Genomic DNA, 24,635 nt, shown 5'->3' with positions numbered 1-24,635 from the left:
TGGTCTTTTCAGACCCGCGAGAAAACAGGCGAGGCATTTACAGCCCTCCAATTGTCACCGTTTGCGGCAGTGCCCACTGGATGCAGGCGAGGTCAGTTGGCGCGTTTTTGGTAAATGAAATCTGAAGATTGAGGGACATCACAGGAATGCCACTGAAAACCACCCCCTTTGCGCAAACGACAACGGCGCCTCATGTGAAGAGTCCTCCTGTTCGCCCCGTTTCACCCCGCCCCGCTCGAAGGAACGCCGCATGACCGACACGCTGATCCTCGACCCCGGCCATCTCGCCCTGCCCGATCTGCGGCGCATCCTGCGCGACCCACCCACCCTGGCCCTGGCGCCCGGCTGCCGCGCGGCCATCGACGCCTCGGCCCGCACGGTGGCGGACGCGGCGGGCGGGGAGCGCGCGGTCTACGGCGTCAACACCGGCTTCGGCCTGCTGGCGAAGAAGCGCATCCCCCCGGATCAGGTGCGCGAGCTGCAGCGGCGGCTGGTCCTGTCGCACAGCGCCGGCACCGGGCCGGACCTGCCGCCGGGCGTGGTGCGGCTGATCCTGGCGCTGAAGGTCAACGCGCTGGCGCGCGGCCATTCCGGCGTGCGGATGGTGGTGATCGAGGCGCTGCTGGCGCTCCACAACCGCGGTGTCCTGCCGGTGGTGCCGGCCAAGGGGTCGGTTGGGGCGTCGGGCGATCTGGCGCCGCTGGCCCATCTGACAGGCGTGCTGCTCGGCGAGGGCGAGGCCGACGTGGACGGCGAGCGGCTGCCCGCCGCCGAGGCGCTGGCCCGCGCCGGGATGGCGCCGCTGGCGCTGGAGGCCAAGGAGGGCTTGGCCCTGCTGAACGGCACGCAGGTGTCCACCGCCCTGGGTCTGGCCGGGCTGGTCGCCGCGGAGGACGGCTTCGCCGCCGCCCTGGTCGCCGGGGCGCTCAGCGTCGACGCCGCGCTGGGCAGCGACGGCCCCTTCGATGCGCGCATCCATGAGCTGCGCGGCCAGCCGGGCCAGCGCGACGTGGCCGCCGTCTACCGCTCCCTCCTCCAGGGCAGCGGCATCCGCGACTCCCACCGCGAGGGGCACGAGACGGTGCAGGACCCCTACAGCCTGCGCTGCCAGCCGCAGGTGATGGGCGCGGTGCTCGACCATCTGCGCTTCGCCGCCGGCGTGCTGGAGCGCGAGGCCAACGCGGTGTCCGACAACCCGCTGGTCTTCCCGGACAGCGGCGACATCCTGTCGGGCGGCAACTTCCACGCCGAGCCGGTGGCGATGGCCGCCGACGTGCTGGCCCTGTCGATCGCCGAGACGGGAGCCCTGTCGGAGCGGCGGGTCGCGCTGCTGATGGACACCCACCTGTCGGGGCTGCCGCCCTTCCTGGTGGCGGACGGCGGGTTGAACAGCGGCTTCATGATCGCCCAGGTCACCGCGGCGGCGCTGGCCAGCGAGAACAAGCAGATGGCCCACCCGGCCAGCGTGGACAGCCTGCCCACCTCCGCCAACCAGGAGGACCATGTCAGCATGGCGACCCACGCCGCCCGCCGCCTGACGGACATGGCCGACAATCTGGCGGGCATCGTCGCGGTGGAACTGCTGGCCGCGGCCCAGGGCATCGACCTGCGGGCGCCTCTGGCCTCCTCCCCCGCGCTGGAGCGCGCGCGCGGGCTGCTGCGCGCCCGCGTGGCGGTGTGGACGGAAGACCGGGCGATGGCCCCGGACATCGCGGCGGCGAAGCGGTTGGTGACCGAGGGGGCCTTCCGCCCCTTCGCGGAAGATCTCCTGCCCGGATGCTGAGACAAGACCGCGCAGGCGGCTCCCGCCGGTTTTCGTCAATCCGTTGAAGGGCTAAGGTTCGAATCATCCCACCTCAACCGCTTCACTTCGATCCGGAGACCATCATGGAAGGACGCAAAGTCCCCTCGGTCGTGTTCAAGACCCGCGTGCGCGACGAGAGCGTCGGCGGCCCCAACCCGTTCCGTTGGCAGGACGTCAGCAGCGACGATCTGTTCGCCGGCAAGCGCGTCGTCGTCTTTTCCCTGCCTGGCGCCTTCACCCCGACCTGCTCCAACCAGCAGGTGCCGACCTACGACGCGCTCTATCCGGAGTTCCGCGACCTGGGCGTCGACGAGGTCTATTGCCTCAGCGTCAACGACGCCTTCGTGATGTTCCAGTGGGGCAAGCATCTCGGTGTGAAGAACGTCAAGCTGATCCCCGACGGCTCAGGCCAGTTCACCCGCCGCATGGGCATGCTGATCAACAAGGACCATGTCGGCTTCGGCATGCGCAGCTGGCGCTACGCCATGGTGGTGACCGACGGCGTGGTCGAAAAGCTGTTCGAGGAGCCGGGCATCAACGACGCCGGCGAGGGCGGCGATCCCTACGGCGAATCCGCTCCGGAAGCGGTGCTTGCCTACCTGCGGTCGCGCTGAGCCGGTAGTCCGTTTCTATAGCCCTCTCCCCTCCGGGGAGAGGGTGGCCCGTAGGGCCGGTGAGGGGGTTGCGCGCAGCGGTACGTCCGGCACAAGCGCATCCCCCTCACCCTGCCCCTCTCCCCGGAGGGGAGAGGGGATGACCACCGTTCTTTTCAAGCCGGAACGGCGGTCCCCTCCGCCGGCTCCGCCTCGGCCACCTGCGCCTTGCGGCGTTCATGGGCCGCCCAGGCACGCTCGTGCAGGTGATAGGCCACCGTGTTGCACAGCGGTTCCACCAGCGCCAGCGCACCGCCCACCGCGATGCTGCCGGTCATCAGATAGCCGACCGTGAAGGCCACCGTGAAGTGGATGCAGGCGAAGCTGAAGGTCTTGGTCATCGCGGAACTCCCGAACGCCGCCGTTTCTGTTCAGCCTCAGCATGCGCGTCGGGCGTCGACCGGTCCAATCGAACGATCTGAAAAGATCGATAGGGATTCCCTATTCACCAGCGGAAGGGACGGCGGCGGTCGCCCGCCTCCGGCACGCTGCCGCGGCGCAGCCGGGTGCCGGGCGGAACGACGGCAAAGGCACGGCTGTGCGCCGGCTCCAGCAACCGCACCTCCGGCCGCTTGAAGAAGGGGATCAGCGCGGCCCCCATGACGAATCCGCCGACATGCGCCCAGAAGGCCACCCCGCCGCTGTCGTCGGAGGTCGGGGTGGTGACCCCGCTCAGAATCTGCCCGAGGAACCAGAAGCCCAGCACCAGCACCGCCGGAACGCTGATGACGCGCACGATGATGATGAACCAGAAGAAGACGCCGACATTCGCCCGCGGGTGCAGCACCAGATAGGCGCCAAGCACCCCGCCGATGGCTCCGCTCGCCCCCACCATCGGCACCTGGGAGGTCGGGGCGGCGAAGCTCTGGGCAAGCGCCGCCGCCGTTCCGCACAGCAGATAGAAGACCACGAAGCGGCCCCGCCCCATGCTGTCCTCGACGTTGTTGCCGAAGATCCAGAGGTACAGCATGTTGCCGGCGAGGTGCAGGAAGCCGCCATGCATGAACATGGAGGTGACGACGGACATCCAGGGCGGGACGACCCGCAACGGTTCCGGCAGGTCCGCATAGCCGAACAGCACCGCCGGGACGAGGCCGAAGGAATAGACGGCGAGGTTTCCGGCCCGCGCGCCCAGCGAGAGCTGCCACAGGAACACCATCACGCACAGCGCGATCAGCGCCATCGTCACCACCGGCGTCCGCCGCGTCGGGTTGTCGTCGTAGATGGGCAGGAGCAGCATCGGCGGCGCTTTCGGTTGGGGTGGCCCTGTTCAACACGATGGTCCCGCCGGTCGGTTCCGCCAAGACGTACGGGACACACGTACAGGCGAAGGGGGGCAAAGAAAAACCGGCGCCCCATGCGGAGCGCCGGTTTCGCTGACGTAAGCTGAGATGCGGATCAGATACGAACCATCAGGTGCCCTGGGGCTCCGGGTCCATTCCGCCGCTTTCCTTGGTGGTCGGCACCGACGGGCGACGGCCAGAGGTCGGGGTCGGCTGCTTCGGCGGGGCCGGAGAGAAACCTTCCCGCTCGTCGTTGCGGATCAGCGGCTCGCCGCGCAGCAGGCGGGCGATGTCCTCACCGCTCAGGGTCTCATACTCCAGAAGGCCCTTCGCGATGGTGTGCAGCTGGTCGATGTTCTCCGTTAGGATGCGACGGGCCTCGCCGTACGCCTCATCGACGATCCGGCGGATTTCCTCGTCCACCGTGCGGGCCGTGGCGTCGGACATGTTCTTGTGCTGGGTGACGGAGTGGCCGAGGAAGACCTCCTGCGTCGGCTCGCCATAGAGCAGCGGGCCCAGCTTGTCGCTCATGCCCCATTCGGTGACCATGCGGCGCGACATGTCGGTCGCCATCTTGATGTCGCCCGACGCGCCCGTGGTCACGCGCTCCTTGCCGAAGATCAGCTCTTCCGCGATGCGGCCACCCATGGCGACGCGCAGGTCGGCGTGCAGCTTGGCCTGGGACAGCGAGATGCGGTCGCCTTCCGGCAGGCGCATCACCATGCCGAGCGCGCGGCCGCGCGGGATGATGGTGGCCTTGTGCACCGGATCGCTGTCCGGTTGGTGGATGGCGACGATGGCGTGACCGGCCTCGTGGTAGGCGGTCAGCTTCTTCTCGTCCTCGGTCATGACCATGGAGCGGCGTTCCGCGCCCATCATGACCTTGTCCTTGGCGGCCTCGAACTCGGCCATGCCGACGACGCGCTTGCCGATGCGGGCGGCGAGCAGCGCGGCCTCGTTGACGAGGTTGGCGAGGTCGGCGCCCGAGAAGCCCGGGGTGCCGCGCGCGATGACCTTGGCGTCGACGTCCGGGGACAGCGGCACCTTGCGCATGTGGACCTTGAGGATCTTCTCGCGGCCCAGCACGTCCGGGTTCGGCACGACGACCTGACGATCGAAGCGGCCCGGACGCAGCAGCGCGGGGTCGAGCACGTCCGGACGGTTGGTCGCGGCGATGAGGATGACGCCCTCGTTCGCCTCGAAGCCGTCCATCTCGACCAGCAGCTGGTTCAGGGTCTGCTCGCGCTCGTCGTTGCCGCCGCCCAGGCCGGCGCCACGATGGCGGCCGACGGCGTCGATTTCGTCGATGAAGATGATGCAGGGAGCGTTCTTCTTGCCCTGCTCGAACATGTCGCGGACGCGGCTGGCGCCGACACCCACGAACATCTCGACGAAGTCGGAGCCGGAGATGGTGAAGAAGGGCACGTTGGCTTCACCCGCCACGGCGCGCGCGGTCAGGGTCTTGCCGGTGCCCGGCGGGCCGACGAGCAGCACGCCCTTCGGGATCTTGCCGCCCAGACGTTGGAACTTCTGCGGGTCCTTCAGGAACTCGACGATTTCCGCCAGCTCCTGCTTGGCCTCGTCGATGCCGGCGACGTCGTCGAAGGTGACCCGGCCGACCTTCTCCGTCAGCAGGCGCGCGCGGGACTTGCCAAAGCCCATGGCCTTGCCGCCGCCCGACTGCATCTGACGCATGAAGAAGATCCAGACGCCGATCAGCAGCAGCATCGGGAACCAGGACAGCAGGACGGAGAACAGCGAGGGCACGTTGCTGTCGTCCGGAACGGCGCTGATGCGCACGTTCTTCTGCGTCAGCCGCTCGACCAGCCCGGCTTCGGGCGGGACGTAGGTGCTGAAGGACCGGCCGTCGGTGAAGTGGCCGGAGACCTGGTTTCCTTTGATGGTGACGTCGGCCACTTGGCCGCGGTCCACTTCGGCGAGAAGCTCGCTGAACGGAACCGTCGTCTGCGGGCTGCGCGTGGAAGAGCTCTGGAACAGGTTGAACAGGGCCACCAGCAGCAGCCCGATGATGATCCAGAGCGCGAGATTCTTGCCGAAATTGTTCACGTCGAAAGCCTTTCTGCGAACCCTGCGCGGAAAGGTAGGCTGATGCGGAGCCACCCCTCCCGGGCTTACGGGCACGTTCCCAGATTAAATAATGCCGACACGGTCCGAAACAACCGGAAAAGCTGGGCCGGCCAACACCACCCCGGGCGCGTGCAAAGCGACCGCCGAAAGGGGGAATCCGGGCCGCGAAAAGCCCAGATGCGGCACCGCCGCCAGCCCGTTTCCGTCCCAAAGCGCCGGCAGCGTCTCGCGGACCGGTTCGGGCAGGCCGATGCGGCCCGAATCCGGGCCTGAGGACCGCACCATTTGCCACCCCTCCCGACCCAATTTTGCCACCGTGACCGCGCCTCCGGCGTCCGCCCCCCGCCGAACGGCGAATCGGCGATCCCACCAGACCTCTCCGCCAGAGATAAGGCCCAGCCGTTCGGTCACCCCGGCCGGCTCCCGTGCGATGACCAAATGCCCCTGCCCCACAGCCCCTTTTCGCGGGACGATGCGGCAGCCGCCCAGCGTGCGTCCCCGGAAGATTCCCCCCGCGATCTCGGCGAACAGGCGCTCCACCGCCTCGTCCTTCGGCGGGTAAGCGGCTCCCCCCGTCGCGGCGATGCAGCGGACCAGAGCGCGCAGACCAAGCTCCTCGGGCGCCGCCAGCAACGGCCTCGGGTCGAGCCGCAGCCAGCCCTCCGGGAAAACCTCCACGGCTTCGGCCAGCAGGGCGGCGGTCCCGGCCTCCAGCGCGTTGCGGGCGCGGGCGGCGCGGCGGGCAAGGTCGGCCAGACGCGGCGCGTCCAGCCCCTCGGCGGCCAACGTGTCCCCCGCCGCGCGCAGGCGGGCGCGAGCGAAACGGGGGTTGCGGTTGGAGGGGTCCTCGACCCATTCCTGACCGAAGGCGCGGCAGGTCGTCACCAGCCGCTCGTGAGGCAGGTCGAGCAGCGGCCGGATCACCCGCACCGCGCCGCCCGCGCGCACCGGCGCCATGCCGGCCAGCCCGTCGATTCCGGAGCCGCGGGCAAAGCGCAGAAGCACCGTCTCGGCCTGATCGTCGCGGTGATGGGCGAGCGCCAGATGGAGGATGCCCTCCTCGCGGCAGCGCTCGGCCAGCAGACGGTGGCGCGCCGCGCGGGCGGCCTCCTGGATGCCGGTCGCCGGCTTCTCGCCGTCCCAGCGCAGAACGGCGGGAACAACGCCGCGGGCCTGGAGCCAGCCGCCCACCCGCTCGGCTTCCGCCGCGGATTCCGCGCGCAGCCCATGATCGACGATCAGGGCGAGGACGGCGCCGCCCCGCTCCGCCGCCCACCGTTGAACGAGCAGGGCCAGCCCGAGGCTGTCGGCCCCGCCGGACACGCCCACGGCCACGCGCGGCCGCGTCTCGAAGCCGCCCAGCCGGTCCATACGGGCGGCGAACTCATTCGCGGAGATCGGCCCCGCGGAGATCGGCCCGGCCGGATCGGACGCGTTCACCGCACCCGTCAGGCGCAGTTCAGGCGGCGCCGCTCGGTGTCGGCGCGGCGCTTCACGCTGGCCGAGGCTTCGGGGAACTTGTTGATCAACTGGTTGAAGGCCGTGCAGGCGTCCTTCTTCTGGTTGAGCTGCTGCAGCGACATGCCGAGCTTCAGCAGGTTGTCGGCCGCCTTGTTGTTCTTCGGGTACTTCTGCACGCCCTCGGCGAAGGCGACGGCGGCGTCCTGGAACTTGTTGCGGACATAGTAGGTCTCACCCAGCCAGTACTGGGCGTTGCCGGCGAGCTGGTGGGTCTTGTTCTTCGCCAGGAAGTCGCTGAATGCCTTTTCCGCCTTGTCGTAGTCGGACTGGCGCAGCAGTTCGAAGGCGTGCTCGTACTGCTTTTCCGGGGTCGAGTTGGCGGGCAGCGGCGCCACGGCGGCGGTCTGCGCCGGCTTGTCGGCCGCCTTCTCCGGCGCCTTGGCGGCGCTGGGCGCCGCGGCCGGAGCCGCCGCGCTGGGCTTGGCCGGGGCGCCGAACGGGTCGCTGGCCGCCCCGCCGCCCTTGCTCTCCAGCTCCTTCAGGCGGAAATCGATGTCGCTGTTGACCCGCTCCAGCCGGTCCTTCATCTGCGAGATCTGATAGGTCGCCTCTTCGTAGCGCCCGGTCAGCTCCGACAGCGCGCGCTCCAGCTTCTGCAGGCGCACCTCGAAGTCCGCGGCCAGGGACGGTTGGATCTCGGCCGTCTGCCCCCGCGTGTAGCCGCTGCCCGGATAGGCCTGGGCCACCTCGACGCGCCCGCCCAGCGCTTCCACCCCCGACTCCAGCCGGTCCAGACGGTCCTGCAGCGAAACCGTCTGCGCGAGGACGGAACCGCTGCACAGCAGGCCGCCAAGCAGCAGGGCGGCGAAAGAAGTGGTCTTGGTCATGCGTCGAGGGTCCTGTCCGGGCGGGGAATGCCGTCGTGGGAGGGTGGCGGCCCAAGCGGGCGAAACTATGGCGGCTGTTTACCAGAAGCGCGTACGCCTTGCACGGTGGTGATTTGGAAATCTCCCGCGCGACGGGCGCAATCTCGAAAGAGACCACAGAAAAAAGCCCCTTCCCGGTGTCCCGGAAAGGGGCCTTTCCCTCAGGAGGTCCTTAAGCGCGTCTTAGGCCTTGAGGATGCCGCGGCCGGCGTAGCGGGAGGCGGTGCCGAGCATCTCCTCGATGCGGATGAGCTGGTTGTACTTGGCCAGACGGTCGGAGCGCGACAGCGAGCCGGTCTTGATCTGGCCGCAGTTGGTGGCGACCGCCAGATCGGCGATGGTGCTGTCCTCGGTCTCGCCGGATCGGTGCGACATGACCGCCGTGTAGCCGGCCTTGTGCGCCATGTCCACGGCTTCCAGCGTCTCCGACAGCGTGCCGATCTGGTTGACCTTGATCAGGATCGAGTTGCCCACGCCCTTCTTGATGCCGTCGGCCAGGCGAGCCGGGTTGGTCACGAACAGGTCGTCGCCGACCAGCTGCACCTTGTTGCCGATGGCGTCGGTGAGCGCCTTCCAGCCCTCCCAGTCGTCTTCCGACATGCCGTCCTCGATCGAGATGATCGGGTAGCGGCCGACCAGATCGGCCCAGTAGGCCACCATCTGCTCCGGCGCCAGCGACTTGCCCTCGCCGGCCAGCTCGTACTTGCCGTTCTTGAAGAACTCGGTCGAGGCGGCGTCGATCGCCAGCATGACGTCGTCGCCCGGCTTGTAGCCGGCGGACTCGATGGCCTTCATGATGAAGCCCAGAGCATCCTCGGTCGAGGCGAGGTTGGGGGCGAAGCCGCCCTCGTCGCCGACGTTGGTGTTGTGGCCGGCGTCCTTGAGCTTCTTCTTGAGCGCCTGGAAGATTTCCGAGCCCATGCGGATGGCCTCGGCGCCGGTCTCGGCGCCGACCGGCATGACCATGAACTCCTGGATGTCGATCGGGTTGTCGGCGTGGGCGCCGCCGTTGATGATGTTCATCATCGGCACCGGCAGCAGGTTGGCGAAGGCGCCGCCGACGTAGCGGAACAGCGGCAGGGCCGCCTCTTCCGCCGAGGCCTTGGCGACGGCGAGCGAGACGCCGAGGATGGCGTTGGCGCCGAGGCGGCCCTTGTTGGGCGTGCCGTCCAGCTCGATCATGGCGAGGTCGAGGGCGCGCTGGTTGGAGCCGTCGAGGCCGGCGATGGCGTCGAAGATCTCGCCGTTGACCGACTCCACGGCCTTCAGCACGCCCTTGCCGCCGTAGCGGCCCTTGTCGCCGTCGCGCAGCTCCACCGCCTCGTGCGCGCCGGTCGAGGCGCCCGACGGGACGGCGGCGCGGCCGAAGGCGCCGGATTCGAGCAGGACGTCCACCTCGACGGTCGGGTTCCCACGGCTGTCGAGGATCTCGCGGGCGTGGATTTCGGTAATGGCGCTCATGTTTGTCCTTCCTCCGCGTTGCGCGCGTCCACTGGATGATCTTTCCAGGTGGATGATCTTTCCAGGCGAAAAAGAAGCGCGCGGGCTTGATAGCCCTGCGTGCGGGGGGATGCAAGGCCGCTGGGGCGCAACAACGCGCGGAAGGACGCCCGGACGGTGGAGCACCCCTATCCGGTTGTGCAGCGCACCTGCTTCCAAAGTCGCATAGACCGCCCTTGTCCCGTACCCGTAGCGTTCTAACGTTCGCTAGCGGGGCCGCCCGCGGCGGGCGGCAATAGCCCCCGGGAATCATCCCAAGGCCAATCCAAGCGCGGAGGACCCACCCATGAAGACCTGGCGCAAGCCCCAGATCGTCGAAATCGCCGTCGGCACCGAAATCAACGCCTACGCCTGCGCCCGCCTCTGAGCGCCGGCCGGTTCCCATGCGTGACGACCGCCGCCTGATTCGGGCCGCCTTGATTAGGAAAGGCACCCCATGCTGACGATCCTGGTCCTTGGCTCCGCCGCGGGCGGCGGTTTTCCTCAATGGAACTGCAATTGCGCGGGCTGCCGCCGCGCCCGCTCCGGCGACCCGGCGGCCCGCCCGCGCACCCAATCCTCGCTCGCGGTCAGCGGCGGCGACGGGCGCTGGCTGCTGCTGAACGCCTCGCCGGACATCGGCCAGCAGATCCTCGCCAACCCGGCGCTGCACCCGCAGACCGCCGTGCGCCACAGCCCCATCGCCGCGGCGGTTCTGACCAACGCCGACATCGACCATGTGGCGGGCCTGCTGACCCTTCGCGAATCCCAGCCGCTGGCCGTCTACGCCACCGATCGGGTTCACCGTGTGCTGGAGGCGAACGCCGTCTTCCGGGTCGTCAACCCGGAGTTGGCGCCGCGCCGCGCCATGGCGCTGGACCGGCCCTGGGTTCCCGCCGACGCCGCCGGAGCCCCCTTCCCCTTCGAGATCGAAGCCTTCGCCGTGCCCGGCAAGGTCGCGCTCTATCTGGAGGACCCGTCCGCCGCCGGCTTCGGCTCGGTGGCGGAGGACACGGTGGCGTTGCGCATCCGCGACCGCAACGGCGATGGGGAATTTTTCTACATCCCCGGCTGCTCGGCGATGCCGGGCTGGCTGGCCGACCGGCTGCGCGGGGCGCCGTTGGTGCTGTTCGACGGCACCACCTGGACCGACGACGAGATGATCCGCGCCGGCACCGGCAGCAAGACCGGCCAGCGCATGGGCCACATGGCGATGTCCGGCCCGGACGGCTCCATCGCCGCCTTCGCGGGGCTGGGCGTGCGGCGCAAGGTCTTTGTCCACATCAACAACACCAACCCGGCCCTGCTGGACGACTCGCCCGAACGGGCCGCCGCCGCCGCCGAAGGTTGGGAGATCGCCCACGACGGGATGGAGTTCACGCTATGACGTCAGCGCTGTCACGCGAGGAATTGGAACGCGAGCTGCGCGCCATCGGCGAGCGCCAGTACCACGACCTCCACCCCTTCCACAAACTGCTGCACGGCGGGAAGCTGAAGCGCGGGCAGGTCCAGGCCTGGGCGTTGAACCGCTTCTATTATCAGGTCTGCATCCCCAAGAAGGATCTGGCCCTGATGGCGCGGATGGACGATCCGGCGCTGCGCCGCATCTGGATCCAGCGCGTGCTCGACCATGACGGTTTCGGCGAGAGCCGGGAGCGCGAGGAGGGCAAGGTCGGCGGGATCGAGCGCTGGCTGCGCCTGACCGACGGGCTGGGGCTGGACCGCGATTACGTCACCTCGCTGAGGGGCATCTTGCCGGCGACCCGCTACGCCGTCGATTCCTACGTCAACTTCGTGTCGAGCAAATCGACGCTGGAAGCCGTCGCCTCGTCCCTGACCGAGCTGTTCGCCCCGGCCATCCACCGCGAGCGCATCGCCGGGTTCGAGGCCTATTACGCCTTCGCCAACGACGCCACCCTGTCCTACTTCCGCAAGCGGCTGGACGAGGCGCCGCGCGACGTCGAGTTCGGGCTCGATTACGTGCTCGACAACGCCCGCACGCCGGAGCAGCAGCAGCAGGTGATCGCCGCGCTGCGCCACAAGGCGGAGCTTCTCTGGGCGCAGTTGGACGCGCTGCACCACGCCTATGTGTCGCCCGGCCTGATCCCGCCCGGCGCCTTCGTGCCGGAGGACATGGAACCGACGGTCTACCGGCGATGACGGACGGCGTGAGCGAGGAGGACCGGGTTCGGCTGGCCCCCGGCGTCATGCTCCGCCAGGACCGGGTGCGCGGCCACTGGCAGCTTCTGGGTCCGGAGCGCGTGCTGATCCTGGACGAGGTGGCGCTGGAGGTCGTGCGGGCCGTGACCACCAAACCTCCGGCGACGGTGGGCACGGCCATTGCCGCGCTGGCCGCGCAATTCGACGCGCCGCGGGAGGAGATCGCCGCGGATGTGTTGGAACTGTTGGGCGACATGATCACGAAGGGGTTCCTGACCCGATGACCGTCTGTGGCGCCACGACCGGACTCGAACCGCCGCTGGCCCTGCTGGCGGAACTGACGCACCGCTGCCCGCTGCGCTGCGCCTACTGCTCCAACCCGCTGGCGCTCGACCCGGCCAGCCGCGAGTTGGACACCGCTGCGTGGTGCCGCGTGCTCGACGAGGCGGCGGACCTCGGCATCATCCAGGTGCATTTCTCCGGCGGCGAGCCGACGGCGCGCAAGGACCTGGAGGCGCTGATCGCCCACGCCACCGCGGCCGGGCTTTACGCCAACCTCATCACCTCGGCGGTGCTGCTCGACCGGGCGCGGCTGGAGCGGCTGCGCGACGCCGGGCTCCAGCACGTGCAGATCGGCTTCCAGGACACGGTGCCGGCCAAGGCCGAACTGATCAGCGGCTTCCCCGGCGGCCAGCCGAAGAAGCTGGAGGTGGCGCGCGCGGTCACCGACGTCGGCATGGCGCTGACCGTCAACGCCATCGTGCAGCGCCACAACATCGACCGGGTGGACGATTTCATCGACATGGCGCTCGAGCTGAAGGCCGGCCGGATCGAGATCGCCAACGTCCAGTATTACGGCTGGGCGCTGAAGAACCGGGCCGCCCTGATGCCGACCCGCGAGCAGCTGATCCGCATGGACGAACGGGTGCGCGCCCGTCTGCCAGAGCTGAAGGACCGGCTTGTGGTCGACTGATGTGGTGCCCGACTACTACGCCAAGCGCCCCAAGGCCTGCATGGGCGGCTGGGGCCGCAAGTTTCTGAACGTGACGCCCAGCGGCTCGGTCCTGCCCTGCCACGCCGCCGAGACGATTCCCGGCATGGCCTTCGACCGGGTGACGGAGCGCCCGCTGGCCGACATCTGGGCCAACTCCGCCGCCTTCCAGCGCTACCGCGGCACCGACTGGATGCCGCAACCCTGCCGGAGTTGCGACCAGAAGGAGATCGACTGGGGCGGCTGCCGCTGTCAGGCGCTGGCGCTGACCGGAAGCGCCGACAACACCGACCCGGTGTGCGATCTGTCGGAGCATCACGGCCGGCTGGGCGACATCGCCGCGACGGACGGCGGCACGGCCGAGGCGCCGATCACCTACCGGAGCTTCAGCCTGTAGAGGCCGGTTCCCAAGGGTCTGTAGCCCTCTCCCCTCCGGGGAGAGGGTGGCCCGCAGGGCCGGTGAGGGGGATGCGCTTGTGCCGAACGTAACGACACGCGCCCCCCCTCACCCTAACCCTCTCCCCGGAGGGGAGAGGGAAGTGGCTCACTTCTTCGGGGGGGTCGCCGAGGCGCTGGTCTTTGAGCCGCCGACCGCGGCGATGCGGCCCTTGATGTCGTCGTAGACGTTCTGCGGCACGATCTTTTTGCTGACCAGCTCGTCCTTGGACCGGTAGGGGCGGTTCTTCACGATGGCCTCGGACCGCGCCTCGCCGATTCCCGGAAGGGTCTGAAGCTCGTCCTTGCCGGCGGTGTTGAGGTCGATGACCTTGGCTTTCGCCGTCGACGATGACGACCCGCTGCCCATCGGCGGCGCGGTGGTGGTGCCGCTGTGGCCCGGCGGCATGGCCGGCTTCGCCTGCGGCATCGGCGTGGTCGAAGGCATTGCGGACGGCGCGGTCGATTGCGCGACGGCGGGAACGGCGATCATCGCGCCAAGGCTGGCGACGGCGGCGATGGCGCACAGGCGGATCGGCTTCATGGCGTTGCTCCATGGCTCAACCCGCGGGCGCTCCAGCGGAAGCGCGGCGCCCGCGGTGTCTGGGCAACGCCGGGAACGGCAGGCCGTTCCGAAACCTGTCCTTTCGTCAGGCCTTCGCCAGGCGGTCGAAGGCCTGGAGCCGCGCCAGCAGGGCCGGCATCTCCTTCAGCGGGACCATGTTCGGGCCGTCGCTGGGCGCGCAGTCCGGATTCTCGTGGGTTTCCATGAAGACCGCGGCGACGCCCACAGCGATGGCGGCGCGCGCCAGCACCGGAACGAACTCGCGCTGGCCGCCGGAGGTCGTGCCCTGCCCGCCCGGCTGCTGCACGGAATGGGTGGCGTCGAACACCACCGGGAAGCCGGTCTCCGCCATGATCGGCAGGGACCGCATGTCCGACACCAGCGTGTTGTAGCCGAAGCTGGCGCCGCGCTCGCACAACAGCACCTTGTCGTTGCCCGACGCCACCAGCTTCGCCGCGACGTTCTTCATGTCCCAGGGGGCAAGGAACTGGCCCTTCTTGACGTTGACCGCCCGGCCCGTCTTGGCGGCGGCGATCAGCAGGTCGGTCTGGCGGCACAGGAAGGCGGGAATCTGCAGGACGTCCATCACCTCGGCCACCGCGGCGCACTGGTCGGCCTCGTGGACATCGGTGATCACCGGACAGCCGAACCGCTCTTTGATCTCGGCGAAGATCGGCAGCGCCTTGTCCATGCCGAGGCCGCGCATCGTGCTGATGGAGGTGCGGTTGGCCTTGTCGAAGGACGACTTGTAGATCAGCCCGATGCCCAGCGCGCCGGTCATCTCCACCAGCGCCGCCGCCGTCTCCAGCGCGTGGTCGCGGCTTTCCATCTGGCACGGGCCGGCGATCAGGGTGAAGGGCCGGTCGTTGGCGATGGTCAGGGTGCCGATCTGGACGGTCTTGGCGGTGGTCATCCCGTGCTCTCCAAAAAGCAATGCGAGGGGACGCATGCCGAAGGCCCCCTCGCGCTGCTCCTTCCTTCCCAGATATCGGCGATCCCGGTCAACCGGAATGGCGTCAACCCAGATGCTGCTTGAAGAAGGCTGCCGTGCGCCCGTTGGCCAGCTCCGCCGTCTCGGCGTCGAAATGGGCGCCGCCGGCGCGGGCAAAGGCGTGATCGACGCCAGGGTAGACGTGGGCGGTGACGTTCGGGTTGCCCTTCACCGCGGCCAGGATGGTCTCCCGCGCCTCCGCCGGGACGAACTGGTCCTTCTCGGCGATGTGCATCAGGAGCGGCTTGGTAATGCTCGCCGCCTCACCGGCCAGACCGTCGAGACCGACGCCGTAATAGCTGACGTTGGCGTCAGAATCGGAGCGCGCCGCCATCATGAAGGCCAGCCGCCCGCCCAGGCAGTAGCCGACCGACCCCGCATTGCCGGTGCAATCCGGATTCTGGCGCAGCCACGCGAGCGTGGCCTTGAGGTCGTCCACCGCCTTGTCCTGATCCATGCCGTTCATCAGGGCGAAGGCGCGGTTCCACTCCTCCTGGGTCTTGTCGGTGATCTGTACGCCCGGCTCCTGCCGCCAGAACAGGTCCGGGCAGACGGCCAGCCAACCCTGGGCGGCGAAGCCGTCGCACAGGTCGCGCATGACCTTGTTGACCCCGAAGATCTCTTGGATGACGACGAGTCCCGGCGCCGGCCCGCCGCCCGCCGGCTTGGCCACATAGGCGGAAAAGCTGCCGCCGTCGGCGGCGGGGATGCTGATGTCGGTCATGGTTGTGTCCCTTCCCATGGTTTTTCCCTGGCCCGTAACGCAAAAGCGGCGACCGTTGGCTCGGCCGCCGCTCTCACTATACCCACCGGAAACCCGGAACCGGAACACGCGGGGGAGGAATGCCCTCCCCCCTATGGTCACATTAGACCAGCCGGCTCTGCTCGATCGCCGCCTTGATGAAGGAGGTGAAGAGCGGGTGCGGGTCGAAGGGCTTGGACTTCAGCTCCGGGTGGAACTGCACGCCGATGAACCAGGGATGGTCCGGGATCTCGACGATCTCGGGCAGCTCGCCGTCCGGCGACAGGCCGGAGAACAGCAGGCCGACCTTCTCCAGGCGCTCCTTGTAGTAGACGTTCACCTCATAGCGGTGGCGGTGCCGCTCGGTGATGTCGGTGGTGCCGTAGACCTCCGCGACCTTGCTGCCGGGGACCAGCTTCGCCGGGTAGGTGCCGAGCCGCATGGTGCCGCCGAGGTCGGTGCCCTCGGTGCGCTTCTCCAGGCTGTTGCCGCGCATCCACTCGGTCATCAGGCCGACCACCGGGTTGCCGGGCTTGCCCAGCTCGGTCGAGCCGGCGTCGACGATGCCGGCCATGTTGCGGGCCGACTTGATCACCGCCATCTGCATGCCGAAGCAGATGCCGAAATACGGCACCTTGCGCTCGCGGGCGAACTGGGCGGCGCGGATCTTGCCTTCCGTGCCGCGCGAGCCGAAGCCGCCCGGCACCAGGATGCCGTGGACGTTCTCCAGCCGCTGGACGGCGGTGTCGTCCTCGAAGATTTCCGAGTTGATCCAGTCCAGCTTGACCTTCACGTTGTTGGCGATGCCGCCGTGGGTCAGCGCTTCGGCCAGCGACTTGTAGCTGTCGAGCAGGCTGGTGTACTTGCCGACGACGGCGATGGTCACCTCGCCCTGCGGCTTGCGCACGCGCTCGACGATGCTGGTCCAGCGCGACAGGTCCGGCTTGCCCTCGGTCGGCAGGCCGAAATAGGCCAGCACCTGGGTGTCGAAGCCTTCCTCGTGGTAGCTGACCGGCACCTGGTAGATCGAATCGACGTCCAGGGCGGCGATGACGCGCTCCGGACGGATGTTGCAGAACAGCGCGATCTTGCGGCGCTCGTTGTCCGGGATCGGGCGGTCGGCGCGGCAGAGCAGGATGTTGGCCTGGATGCCCATGCCAAGCAGCTCCTTCACGGAATGCTGGGTCGGCTTGGTCTTCAGCTCGCCCGCCGTCGGGATGTAGGGCAGCAGGGTCAGGTGGATGAACAGGGCGTTCTCCGGACCGACCTCGTTGCCGAACTGGCGGATGGCCTCCAGGAAGGGGGTCGACTCGATGTCGCCCACCGTGCCGCCGATCTCGCAGAGGATGAAGTCCTCGTCGGTGGTGTCGGCGCGGATGAAGTCCTTGATCTGGTCGGTGACGTGCGGAATCACCTGCACGGTGGCGCCCAGATAGTCGCCGCGCCGCTCCTTGGCGATCACGGTCGAATAGATGCGGCCCGTGGTGATGTTGTCGCCACGGCGCGCGGCCACGCCGGTGAAGCGCTCGTAATGGCCGAGGTCGAGGTCGGTCTCAGCGCCGTCGTCGGTCACATAGACCTCGCCGTGCTGGTACGGGCTCATCGTGCCGGGGTCCACGTTCAGGTACGGGTCCAGCTTGCGAAGCCGCACCTTGTAGCCGCGCGCCTGAAGAAGCGCCCCAAGCGCCGCCGACGCCAGACCTTTGCCCAGCGAGGAAACGACGCCACCGGTGATGAAGATGTAGCGAGTCATGTCCGTCCGAAGACCTTCAGAGCCTGATCCGTTCCCCGAATTCGGACCGTCCCCCGGGCGATGCCCAGATCGACGATCCTCAAAAGAAAGAGGCGGCTTCGGGGGAGGCCGCCTCACGTCAGACCCGGCCGGAGCCGCGTCGCGTTTTGCCGGGCCGCTGTTACTGGGCGACCGGCGGAGCGGGCTGCGCCGGCGTCGCCGGCTGGGCGGGAGCCGCCGGGGCCACGGGCTGGGCCGGCATCGTGTCGATGATCGAGGTCGGCGCCCTGTGCGCGCCCGCCAGGACCGCCAGGACCAGGCTGGTCGCCATGAAGCAGCCCGCCAGGATGCCGGTGGTCCGCGTCAGCAGGTTGGCGGTGCCGCGGGTGGACATCATGCCGCCCATGTTGCCGCCGCCGATGCCGAGACCGCCGCCTTCCGACCGCTGGATCAGGATGACCCCGACCAGCGCCAGGGCGATCAGCAGGTGAATGACCAGAAGCACCGATTCCATGCAGCCTGTTCCCTTGATCCCTTCCCGGAGCGATCCGCAGGGACCGCCCAAACCAACAGCGCGCCACGGACCTTGGCAAGGGCCCGTGGCGCGCGCCCACTGTTTTTAACGCGGTCCTGCGCGATATGCTAGCGGCAACTGGTGGCGATCGCCCAGAAATCGTCCGCCTTCAGCGCGGCCCCGCCGACCAGCGCGCCGTCCACATTCTCCACCGCCATCAGTTCCGCCGCGTTGCCCGGCTTGACCGAGCCGCCGTAGAGCACGCGCACCGCCTCGGGATCGGCGGTCTTGCCGGCCAGCTCCGCCCGGATGTGGGCGTGCATCGCCTTGACGTCGTCGGGAGTCGCGGTCTTGCCGGTGCCGATGGCCCAGACCGGCTCGTAGGCGATGACGGTGTTCGCCGCGGTGGCGCCCTCCGGGATCGAGCCCTTGAGCTGGCTGGCGACGACGCTGTTCGCCTGCCCGGCGTCGCGCTGGGCCTCCGTCTCGCCGACGCAGATGATGGCGATCAGGCCCGCCTTGTGGGCGGCGGCGGCCTTTGCGGCGACCTGCGCGTCGGATTCGGCGTGGTCGGCGCGGCGCTCCGAATGGCCCAGGATGACGTAGCGGCAGCCGGCGTCGGTCAGCATGGCCGGGCTGACGTCGCCGGTGTGCGCGCCGGAGGTCTTGGCGTGGCAATCCTGCGCGCCCAGCGCCAGCGGGCTGCCGGAAATGGCGTCGCCCACCGGGAACAGCAGCGGGAAGGGCGGGCACACCAGCATGTCGAAGGCGACCGTCCCGGCCCCCGTCAGGCGCCCGGCGAGGTCGGAGGCAAGGTCGAGCCCGTCGGCCTTCAGCCCGTTCATCTTCCAGTTCCCGGCAATCAGTTTGCGGCGTGCGGCCATGGCGTTTTCGTCCTCCGGCTCTCGTTTGTTGATGTGGGCGTTGTCGCGGGTGTTCGTTTTCAAAGTGCGCCCCCTGTCTAGCAAGGAGTGCTTGGCATTTCCACCCGTCCAACGGGTTCTTTCCGATGGGGAATCGCGGGGGAAATGGGGTGTTGCCGGGCTTTCGCGGGGTGCCTATGATGCCGCCCCGGCCGCAGGGCCGCCCTTTGCGCACTCACTTCGGGTCCCATGCTTCAGTTCATCCGCACTTACGCCGGTTCGTGGGTCGTCAAGATCCTGTTCGTGCTCCTCATCGTCAGCTTTGCGGCCTGGGGCATCGGCGACATGATCCGCACAGGCGGGATCTCCAGCACCGTGGCCTCCGTCGGCAAGGTGGACATCGACCGGGCGGAGCTGGACCAGGAGTTCCGCCGTCAGATGGAGCGGCTGCGCCCGATGATGGGCGGCAACCTGACGACGGAGCAGGCGCGCCAGTTCGGCCTGCTCGACCAGTCGCTGTCGGCGCTGGTGCAGCGCGCGCTCTACGATCAGGCGGCGCGCGACGCCGGGATCTCGGTCGGCCCGGACGTGGTGCGCCAGCGCATCGCCGAGGAGCCGGCCTTCCGCAACGCGCAGAACCAGTTCGACCCGAACCAGTTCCGCAGCGTGCTGCGCAACAACCAGCTGACCGAGGACGGCTACGTCGCCCTGCTGCGCCGCGAGACCGCGCGCGAGCTGGTGGCCGGCGCGGTCGGCGCCGGGGTAACCCCGCCGAAGCCGCTGGTCCAGGACCTCTACCGCTTCCGCGGGGAGCGCCGCGTGGCCGAGGTGGTCACCCTGCCCAACGCCGCCATCGGCGACGTCGGCGTGCCCGACGAGGCGGAACTGACCCGCTATTACGAGGACCATCAGGTCCGCTTCACCGCGCCGGAATACCGGTCGCTGAGCATCGCCCAGCTCTCCGCCGACGAGATCGCCAAGGACCTCCAGATCCCCGACAACGAGTTGCGCGCCGCCTACGACGAGCGTGCCGACGAGCTCGGCACGCCGGAGCGCCGGACGGTGGAGATGGTCCTGGCCGACGACGAGGCGAAGGCGAAGCAGATCGCCGAGGCCGCCAAGACCAAGGGCCTGACCGCCGCCGCCAAGGACGCCGGGACCGACGTCATCACGCTCGACAACGTCACCCGCAACGAGCTGCCGGAGATCGGCGACGCCGCCTTCGCCCTGGCCCAGGGTGCGGTCAGCGACGCGGTGCGCAGCGGGCTGGGCTGGCACGTCCTGACGGTCACCGCCATCCAGCCGGGCGCCACCAAGACCTTCGAGGAGGCCCGCGACCAGCTCCTGGCCGAGCTGCGCAAGGAGAAGGCGATGGATTCGCTCTACTCCATCGCCAACCGGGTCGAGGACCAGCTCGCCAGCGGCGCGCCGCTCGAGGAGGTCGCCCAGGCCCAGTCGCTGCCGATCGCCAAGATCGCCGCGGTGGACAGCAGCGGCAAGGCGCCGGACGGCAAGGACGCCGCTCCCGGCCGCCCGAACTTCGCCGCCATGGTGCAGACCGCCTTCCAGCTCGCCTCCGGCGCCACCTCGAACCTGACCGAGGCGCCCAACAACGTCTTCTACGCCGTGCGCGTCGACGGCGTGACGCCGGCCGCGCCCAAGCCGCTGGCCGAGGTGCGCGATCAGGCCGTCGCCGGTTGGCAGGACGACAAGCGCGCCAAGCTGGCCGCCGAAAAGGCCCAGGACATCGCCGCCAAGCTGAAGCAGGGCTCGGAGGCCGCAGCGCAGGACGTCGCCAGCCAGTCCGGCGCCAGCTTCGCCATGACCACGCCCTTCACCCGCGACGCCCGTTCGGTCGAGGGGCTGCCGGGCGAGCTGGTGCGCAAGCTGTTCGAGGTCGCTCCCGGCGAGACGGTGACCGGCGCCACCGCCGACAGCCAGGTCGTCGCCCGCCTGAAGGAGATCATCCCGGCGGACCCGGCGGCCAGCGACGCCACGCTGGCGACCGTGGAGAGCACCGTCGCCCAGGGGCTGGAAAGCGACATCATGGCCCAGTTCGGCAACGCGCTGCGCAACAGCTACCCGGTCGAGGTTCACCGCAACCGCATCGACCAGTTCTTCGCCAGCGGCAACTAACCCCACTCAATCGCCCCACTCAGCCGAGGCCCGTCCCGTGAAGGTTCAGCCGGAATTCGCCGCCTTCCACACCGCTTATGAGGCCGGCAAGCCGCAGGTGGTGTGGACCACGCTGGTCAGCGATCTGGAGACCCCGGTCTCCGCCTACATGAAGCTGGCCGACGGGCGGCCCTTCGGCTTCCTCTTCGAGTCGGCGGAGCGCGGGGCGGGGTCGCGGCGCGACCGCTATTCGGTGATCGGCTTCAAGCCCGATCTGGTGTGGCGCTGCCGCCGCGACCGGGCGGAGGTGAACCGCAACGCCTTGCACGACCGCGACGCCTATGAGCCCATCGACGCCGCCCCGCTGGAGTCGCTGCGCGCCCTCATCAACGAGAGCCGCATCGACCTGCCGGACGCGCTGCCGCCGATGGCCGCCGGCCTGTTCGGCTACCTGACCTACGACATGGTCCGGCTGATGGAGCGGCTGCCGGACGACAACCCGGACGAGCTGGGCATCCCCGACGCCATCCTGTCGCGGCCGAGCATCGTCGCCATCTTCGACAGCCACACCGATTCGGTGACCCTGGTCACCCCGGTCTGGCCGAAGCCGGGGGTCGACGGCGCCGCCGCCTACGGCGACGCCCGCGAGCGTCTGATGGACGCCGTGGCCGATCTGGAGCGCCCCCTGCCCTACCGGCGGGAGCCGCGGACCAAGGACGGGCTGCCGCTCGCCTGGACGTCCAACACGACGCGCGAGGAGTATCACGCGATCGTCGAGCGGGCGAAGGAGTACATCCGGGCCGGCGACATCTTCCAGGTCGTGCCGTCCCAGCGCATCCGCTTCCCCTTCAAGCCGTCGCCGCTGGCGCTGTACCGCACGCTGCGCCGCCTGAACCCGTCGCCCTTCCTGTTCCACTGCGACTTCGGTGAGCTGTCGGTCGTCGGCTCCAGCCCGGAGATCCTGGTGCGCGTGCGCGACGGCAAGGTGACCGTCCGCCCCATCGCCGGCACCCGCAAGCGCGGCGCCACGGCGGCGGAGGATCAGGCGCTGGCCGAGGATCTGCTGAGCGATCCGAAGGAGCTGGCCGAGCATCTGATGCTGCTTGATCTCGGCCGCAACGACGTGGGCCGCGTGGCGCGTACCGGCACCGTCAAGGTGACGCAGAAGATGATCGTGGAGCTGTACAGCCACGTCATGCACATCGTCTCCAACGTCGAGGGCGACCTCGACCCGAAGCACGATGCGCTGGACGCCCTGGTCGCCGGTTTCCCGGCCGGCACCGTCTCCGGTGCGCCGAAGGTCCGCGCCATGCAGATCATCGACGAGCTGGAGAAGGCCCGCCGCGGCGTCTACGCCGGCTGCGTCGGCTATTTCGGCGCGTCGGGCGCCATGGACACCTGCATCGCGCTGCGCACCGCCGTGCTGAAGGACGGCATGATGTATGTGCAGGCCGGCGGCGGCGTGGTCGCCGACAGCGATCCCGAGGCCGAGTATCAGGAGACCGTCAACAAGTCGATGGCCCTGATCCGCGCCGCGGAGGAAACCGTTCGCGAGACCTCCGCCCGGTAAGGACCGCATGCCCCTCGATGCGCTGCTGCTGCCGCTGATCGTCAAGATCGCGGCGGCGGCCCTGGTCGTCGTCGCCGCCTCGCTGGCGGCGGAGAAGGCCGGCCCCTTCTATGGCGGCATGATCACCGCCCTGCCCGTCTCGACCGGCCCGGCCTTCGTGATGCTCGCGATGGAGCATGGCGACGGCTTCGTCGCCGACGCCGCCCTGTCGGGAATGGTCGGCAACGCGACGATCGTCCTCTATCTGGCGCTTCTCGTGCGGATCGCGCCACGCTGGAGCATGCCGGCGACGGTTATCACCAGCTCGGCCTTCTGGATTGTCGTGGCGGCCACCCTGCGCTCCGCCGTCGACTGGACGCTGCCGCTGGCGCTGCTGCTGACGCTGGCCTGCTACGGGATCGCCGCCTGGGCGGTGTCGGCGCCGATTCCGCAGGACGGCGTGGTCCGGGGGGCGCGGTCGCGCTGGTACGACATCCCGGCGCGCGCCGGTCTCGTCGGCCTGCTGGTCGCCACCGTGACCACGCTCAGCCACAGCATCGGACCGGCGGCCACCGGCATCGCCGCCGTGTTCCCAATCGCCCTGACCAGCCTGACGGTGATCCTGCACGGCCGCCTGGGCGGCGGCGTGGTCGCCGCGGCGATGCGCAGCGCGCTGCTGACCAACCCCGGCCTCGCCCTGGCGCTGACCACCGCCCATCTGCTGGCCGAGCCCGCCGGACGGTTCGTCGCGCTCGGCGTCGCTCTGGCGGTGTCGCTGTCCTGGGCCGGCGGCCTGCTGGTGTGGCGGCTGCGCCGACCGGCCTGAGTACTCTAACCGGCCGAACCGCCGAAGTCGAAGCCGGCGCCTTCCACGGCCCTCCTCACCGTCTCCGGGGCGACTCCGCCCTCCACCGCCACGGTGCCGGCGTCGAGGTCCACCGTCACGGCGGCGCCCGGCGCCAGCTTGCCGATGGCGTTGGTGACGGAGCGGGCGCAGCCGCCGCAGGTCATGCCGCCGACCTTGTAGGTGTCAGCCATGGAACTCTCCTCAAGCGGGATCGGCGGTCACCCGCCGGTGTGATGGGCGCGCACGACGGCGCTGACCGGAACCAGGACGAAGCCGCGTTTCTGCACCTCCGGCATCCAGGAGGCCAGTGCCTCGATTGTCGCATCGTGCGGGTGGCCGATGGCGATGGCGTAGCCCTGCTTGCGCGCCACATGCTCCGTCTTGGCGAGCTGTCCGCGCACCGCCGACACGGTCATCTCGTTGTCGAGGAAGATGTCGCGGCCGGCGAAGGGCATCTGAAACTCCCGCGCGAGGGTCAGGCCGGCGCTCTTCGCGGTGGTCCGGCTGTCCAGCCACAACAGGCCGCGCCGCGCGATCTCCCCCAGCACGGGCGCCATGGCCGCGGAATCGGCGGTGAAGCGGCTGCCCATGTGGTTGTTCACCCCGACATAGCCGTCGAAGCTGTCCAGCGCCGCCTTGGTCCGGCGCAGGATCTCCCCCTTGTCGAGCGACACGCGCAGCGCCTGTGGCCCCGGATCGGCCGAGCCGCTGGGCTCCATGGGCAGGTGCAGCATCAGCTCGTGCCCGGCGGCACGGGCGGCGCGGGCCTGGGCCGGCAGCTCGTGGGCGTAGGGCAGCCACGCCAGGGTCAGCGGCCCCGGCAGCGACACAGCGCGGTTCGAGCGCTTGCGGTCCACCCCCATGTCGTCAATGACGATGGCGATGGCCGGCTTTCCCGGTGGGGCGCGGAAGGGCAGCGCGTTCTTCTTCCACAGCGGCGATCCCGGCGCCACCTTCGGCGGGTCCAGCGGGGCGACGGGAGGCGGCAGCATTGCCACCACCGGCTTCGGCGTCATGGCCGGCGGCGGGGGCGGTGCGGGAACCGGAACGGGGGCCGGGGCCTCGGTCACCTGGGGAGGCGGTGCCGGAACGGGCGCCGGAGCGGGCTCGGCCTCGCGAACCGGCGGAGGCGGAGGCGACGCTTCGGCGACCTTGGGCGGAGGCGCCTTGATCGGCGCGGCCGGGGCGATGACCGGCGCCTCCCGCTCCACGACGGTCTCCGTCTCCGGCGCGTCGCGCCCGATGATGAAGCGCGCGCCGAGCGCCACCGCGAAGACCGCGATCACACCGGCCAGCGCCAGGAGGACCGGCGAGACGGCACGTCCGGACGTGGCGGCGGGCGTTTTCGGCGATGGCTTCCGTGCCGCGGCTTTCTGGGGCTTGCGCGGCGTTTTCTTGGCCATGGGAAGGAATCTCGAACCCTGGTTTCCGGTTTGC

The 24,635-nt window shown here is 69.4% G+C and carries 25 protein-coding genes; 11 read left to right on the top strand and 14 right to left on the bottom strand.

Translation table 11 applies throughout. From position 1 onward, the window contains the following. Positions 1–250: 250 nt before the first annotated feature. Both hutH and ACWPN5_RS06615 read left to right on the top strand, forming a co-directional pair. Positions 251–1,783: a histidine ammonia-lyase gene (gene hutH / locus ACWPN5_RS06620; protein WP_492294922.1), complete on the top strand. Its 1,533-nt coding sequence runs from the start codon at positions 251–253 to the stop codon at positions 1,781–1,783. 104 nt (positions 1,784–1,887) lie between these two features. Continuing rightward, entirely contained in the window at positions 1,888–2,418 is a 531-nt protein-coding gene (locus ACWPN5_RS06615; protein ID WP_145685292.1) for a peroxiredoxin, read from the top strand. 155 nt (positions 2,419–2,573) lie between these two features. On the opposite strand, the gene ACWPN5_RS06610 is transcribed toward ACWPN5_RS06615, so the two are convergent. The 6 genes from ACWPN5_RS06610 to eno form a co-directional block, all read right to left on the bottom strand. Next, positions 2,574–2,798, bottom strand: a complete 225-nt coding sequence (locus ACWPN5_RS06610) for a DUF2061 domain-containing protein (RefSeq protein ID WP_145685289.1) — start codon at positions 2,796–2,798, stop codon at positions 2,574–2,576. 104 nt (positions 2,799–2,902) lie between these two features. Beyond that, complete coding sequence (locus tag ACWPN5_RS06605) at positions 2,903–3,697, bottom strand: rhomboid family intramembrane serine protease (protein ID WP_492294919.1); 795 nt, start codon at positions 3,695–3,697, stop codon at positions 2,903–2,905. A gap of 172 nt (positions 3,698–3,869) precedes the next feature. Then, positions 3,870–5,807, bottom strand: coding sequence for an ATP-dependent zinc metalloprotease FtsH (ftsH, locus tag ACWPN5_RS06600; protein ID WP_145685286.1), 1,938 nt, complete (start codon positions 5,805–5,807; stop codon positions 3,870–3,872). Between the two features lie 84 nt (positions 5,808–5,891). Continuing rightward, positions 5,892–7,268 (bottom strand): tRNA lysidine(34) synthetase TilS, encoded by a 1,377-nt coding sequence (gene tilS / locus ACWPN5_RS06595; protein ID WP_492294916.1) that lies wholly within the window; start codon positions 7,266–7,268, stop codon positions 5,892–5,894. 8 nt (positions 7,269–7,276) lie between these two features. Continuing rightward, positions 7,277–8,176, bottom strand: a complete 900-nt coding sequence (ybgF, locus tag ACWPN5_RS06590) for a tol-pal system protein YbgF (RefSeq protein ID WP_492294914.1) — start codon at positions 8,174–8,176, stop codon at positions 7,277–7,279. A gap of 222 nt (positions 8,177–8,398) precedes the next feature. Next, entirely contained in the window at positions 8,399–9,676 is a 1,278-nt protein-coding gene (eno, locus tag ACWPN5_RS06585) for a phosphopyruvate hydratase (RefSeq protein ID WP_492294912.1), read from the bottom strand. A 325-nt stretch (positions 9,677–10,001) separates the two neighbouring features. Between eno and pqqA the strand changes: the two genes are divergently transcribed. The 6 genes from pqqA (at position 10,002) to ACWPN5_RS06555 (ending at position 13,242) form a co-directional block, all read left to right on the top strand. Continuing rightward, positions 10,002–10,082 (top strand): pyrroloquinoline quinone precursor peptide PqqA, encoded by an 81-nt coding sequence (gene pqqA, locus ACWPN5_RS06580; RefSeq protein WP_014240199.1) that lies wholly within the window; start codon positions 10,002–10,004, stop codon positions 10,080–10,082. Positions 10,083–10,151: 69 nt separating this feature from the next. Beyond that, the gene (gene pqqB / locus ACWPN5_RS06575; protein ID WP_492294910.1) at positions 10,152–11,081 is read left to right on the top strand and encodes a pyrroloquinoline quinone biosynthesis protein PqqB; all 930 of its coding nucleotides are present in this window, start codon (positions 10,152–10,154) and stop codon (positions 11,079–11,081) included. After that, positions 11,078–11,854 carry a pyrroloquinoline-quinone synthase PqqC gene (gene pqqC / locus ACWPN5_RS06570; RefSeq protein WP_035673171.1) on the top strand — a complete coding sequence of 259 codons (777 nt, stop codon included), beginning with the start codon at positions 11,078–11,080 and terminating at the stop codon, positions 11,852–11,854. The genes pqqB and pqqC overlap by 4 nt, the downstream gene beginning before the upstream one ends. Then, the gene (pqqD, locus tag ACWPN5_RS06565; RefSeq protein ID WP_145685257.1) at positions 11,851–12,138 is read left to right on the top strand and encodes a pyrroloquinoline quinone biosynthesis peptide chaperone PqqD; all 288 of its coding nucleotides are present in this window, start codon (positions 11,851–11,853) and stop codon (positions 12,136–12,138) included. The genes pqqC and pqqD overlap by 4 nt, the downstream gene beginning before the upstream one ends. Then, complete coding sequence (locus ACWPN5_RS06560; RefSeq protein WP_492294907.1) at positions 12,135–12,827, top strand: radical SAM protein; 693 nt, start codon at positions 12,135–12,137, stop codon at positions 12,825–12,827. The genes pqqD and ACWPN5_RS06560 overlap by 4 nt, the downstream gene beginning before the upstream one ends. After that, the gene (locus tag ACWPN5_RS06555; protein ID WP_492294905.1) at positions 12,814–13,242 is read left to right on the top strand and encodes an SPASM domain-containing protein; all 429 of its coding nucleotides are present in this window, start codon (positions 12,814–12,816) and stop codon (positions 13,240–13,242) included. Before ACWPN5_RS06560 ends, ACWPN5_RS06555 begins: the two co-directional genes overlap by 14 nt. Before the next feature lie 147 nt (positions 13,243–13,389). Here ACWPN5_RS06555 and ACWPN5_RS06550 read toward each other — a convergent pair whose 3' ends face one another. The 6 genes from ACWPN5_RS06550 to tpiA all read right to left on the bottom strand — a co-directional run bounded on the left by ACWPN5_RS06550 (position 13,390) and on the right by tpiA (position 18,708). Continuing rightward, positions 13,390–13,824: a ComEA family DNA-binding protein gene (locus ACWPN5_RS06550; RefSeq protein WP_492294903.1), complete on the bottom strand. Its 435-nt coding sequence runs from the start codon at positions 13,822–13,824 to the stop codon at positions 13,390–13,392. A gap of 106 nt (positions 13,825–13,930) precedes the next feature. Beyond that, complete coding sequence (gene kdsA, locus ACWPN5_RS06545; RefSeq protein WP_492294901.1) at positions 13,931–14,758, bottom strand: 3-deoxy-8-phosphooctulonate synthase; 828 nt, start codon at positions 14,756–14,758, stop codon at positions 13,931–13,933. A 103-nt stretch (positions 14,759–14,861) separates the two neighbouring features. Beyond that, a complete protein-coding gene (locus tag ACWPN5_RS06540) occupies positions 14,862–15,560 on the bottom strand; it encodes a dienelactone hydrolase family protein (protein ID WP_492294899.1) in 699 nt (232 codons plus the stop codon). A gap of 142 nt (positions 15,561–15,702) precedes the next feature. After that, positions 15,703–17,331 (bottom strand): CTP synthase, encoded by a 1,629-nt coding sequence (gene pyrG, locus ACWPN5_RS06535; protein ID WP_492294897.1) that lies wholly within the window; start codon positions 17,329–17,331, stop codon positions 15,703–15,705. 160 nt (positions 17,332–17,491) lie between these two features. After that, positions 17,492–17,824, bottom strand: coding sequence for a preprotein translocase subunit SecG (gene secG, locus ACWPN5_RS06530; RefSeq protein ID WP_059398736.1), 333 nt, complete (start codon positions 17,822–17,824; stop codon positions 17,492–17,494). A 128-nt stretch (positions 17,825–17,952) separates the two neighbouring features. Next, positions 17,953–18,708, bottom strand: coding sequence for a triose-phosphate isomerase (gene tpiA / locus ACWPN5_RS06525; protein ID WP_038530980.1), 756 nt, complete (start codon positions 18,706–18,708; stop codon positions 17,953–17,955). Positions 18,709–18,936: 228 nt separating this feature from the next. On the opposite strand from tpiA, the gene ACWPN5_RS06520 reads away from it, so the two are divergent. The 3 genes from ACWPN5_RS06520 to ACWPN5_RS06510 are packed head-to-tail and all read left to right on the top strand — an operon-like array spanning position 18,937 to position 23,177. After that, positions 18,937–20,823, top strand: coding sequence for a SurA N-terminal domain-containing protein (locus ACWPN5_RS06520; protein WP_492294895.1), 1,887 nt, complete (start codon positions 18,937–18,939; stop codon positions 20,821–20,823). Positions 20,824–20,860: 37 nt separating this feature from the next. Then, positions 20,861–22,372 (top strand): anthranilate synthase component I, encoded by a 1,512-nt coding sequence (gene trpE / locus ACWPN5_RS06515; RefSeq protein WP_145685184.1) that lies wholly within the window; start codon positions 20,861–20,863, stop codon positions 22,370–22,372. A gap of 7 nt (positions 22,373–22,379) precedes the next feature. Beyond that, complete coding sequence (locus tag ACWPN5_RS06510) at positions 22,380–23,177, top strand: hypothetical protein (RefSeq protein ID WP_145685177.1); 798 nt, start codon at positions 22,380–22,382, stop codon at positions 23,175–23,177. A 5-nt stretch (positions 23,178–23,182) separates the two neighbouring features. Here the strand turns inward: ACWPN5_RS06510 and ACWPN5_RS06505 are convergent, their stop codons facing one another. Together ACWPN5_RS06505 and ACWPN5_RS06500 are read right to left on the bottom strand one after the other, a co-directional pair. Beyond that, positions 23,183–23,389: a heavy-metal-associated domain-containing protein gene (locus tag ACWPN5_RS06505; protein ID WP_492294893.1), complete on the bottom strand. Its 207-nt coding sequence runs from the start codon at positions 23,387–23,389 to the stop codon at positions 23,183–23,185. A 27-nt stretch (positions 23,390–23,416) separates the two neighbouring features. Continuing rightward, on the bottom strand, positions 23,417–24,601 hold the full coding sequence (locus ACWPN5_RS06500; protein ID WP_492294891.1) for a divergent polysaccharide deacetylase family protein: 1,185 nt from the start codon (positions 24,599–24,601) through the stop codon (positions 23,417–23,419). Positions 24,602–24,635: the final 34 nt, after the last annotated feature.

Source organism: Azospirillum sp. UENF 211521 (genome assembly GCF_058780535.1).
This window is presented reverse-complemented; position numbering and strand designations above follow the sequence as displayed.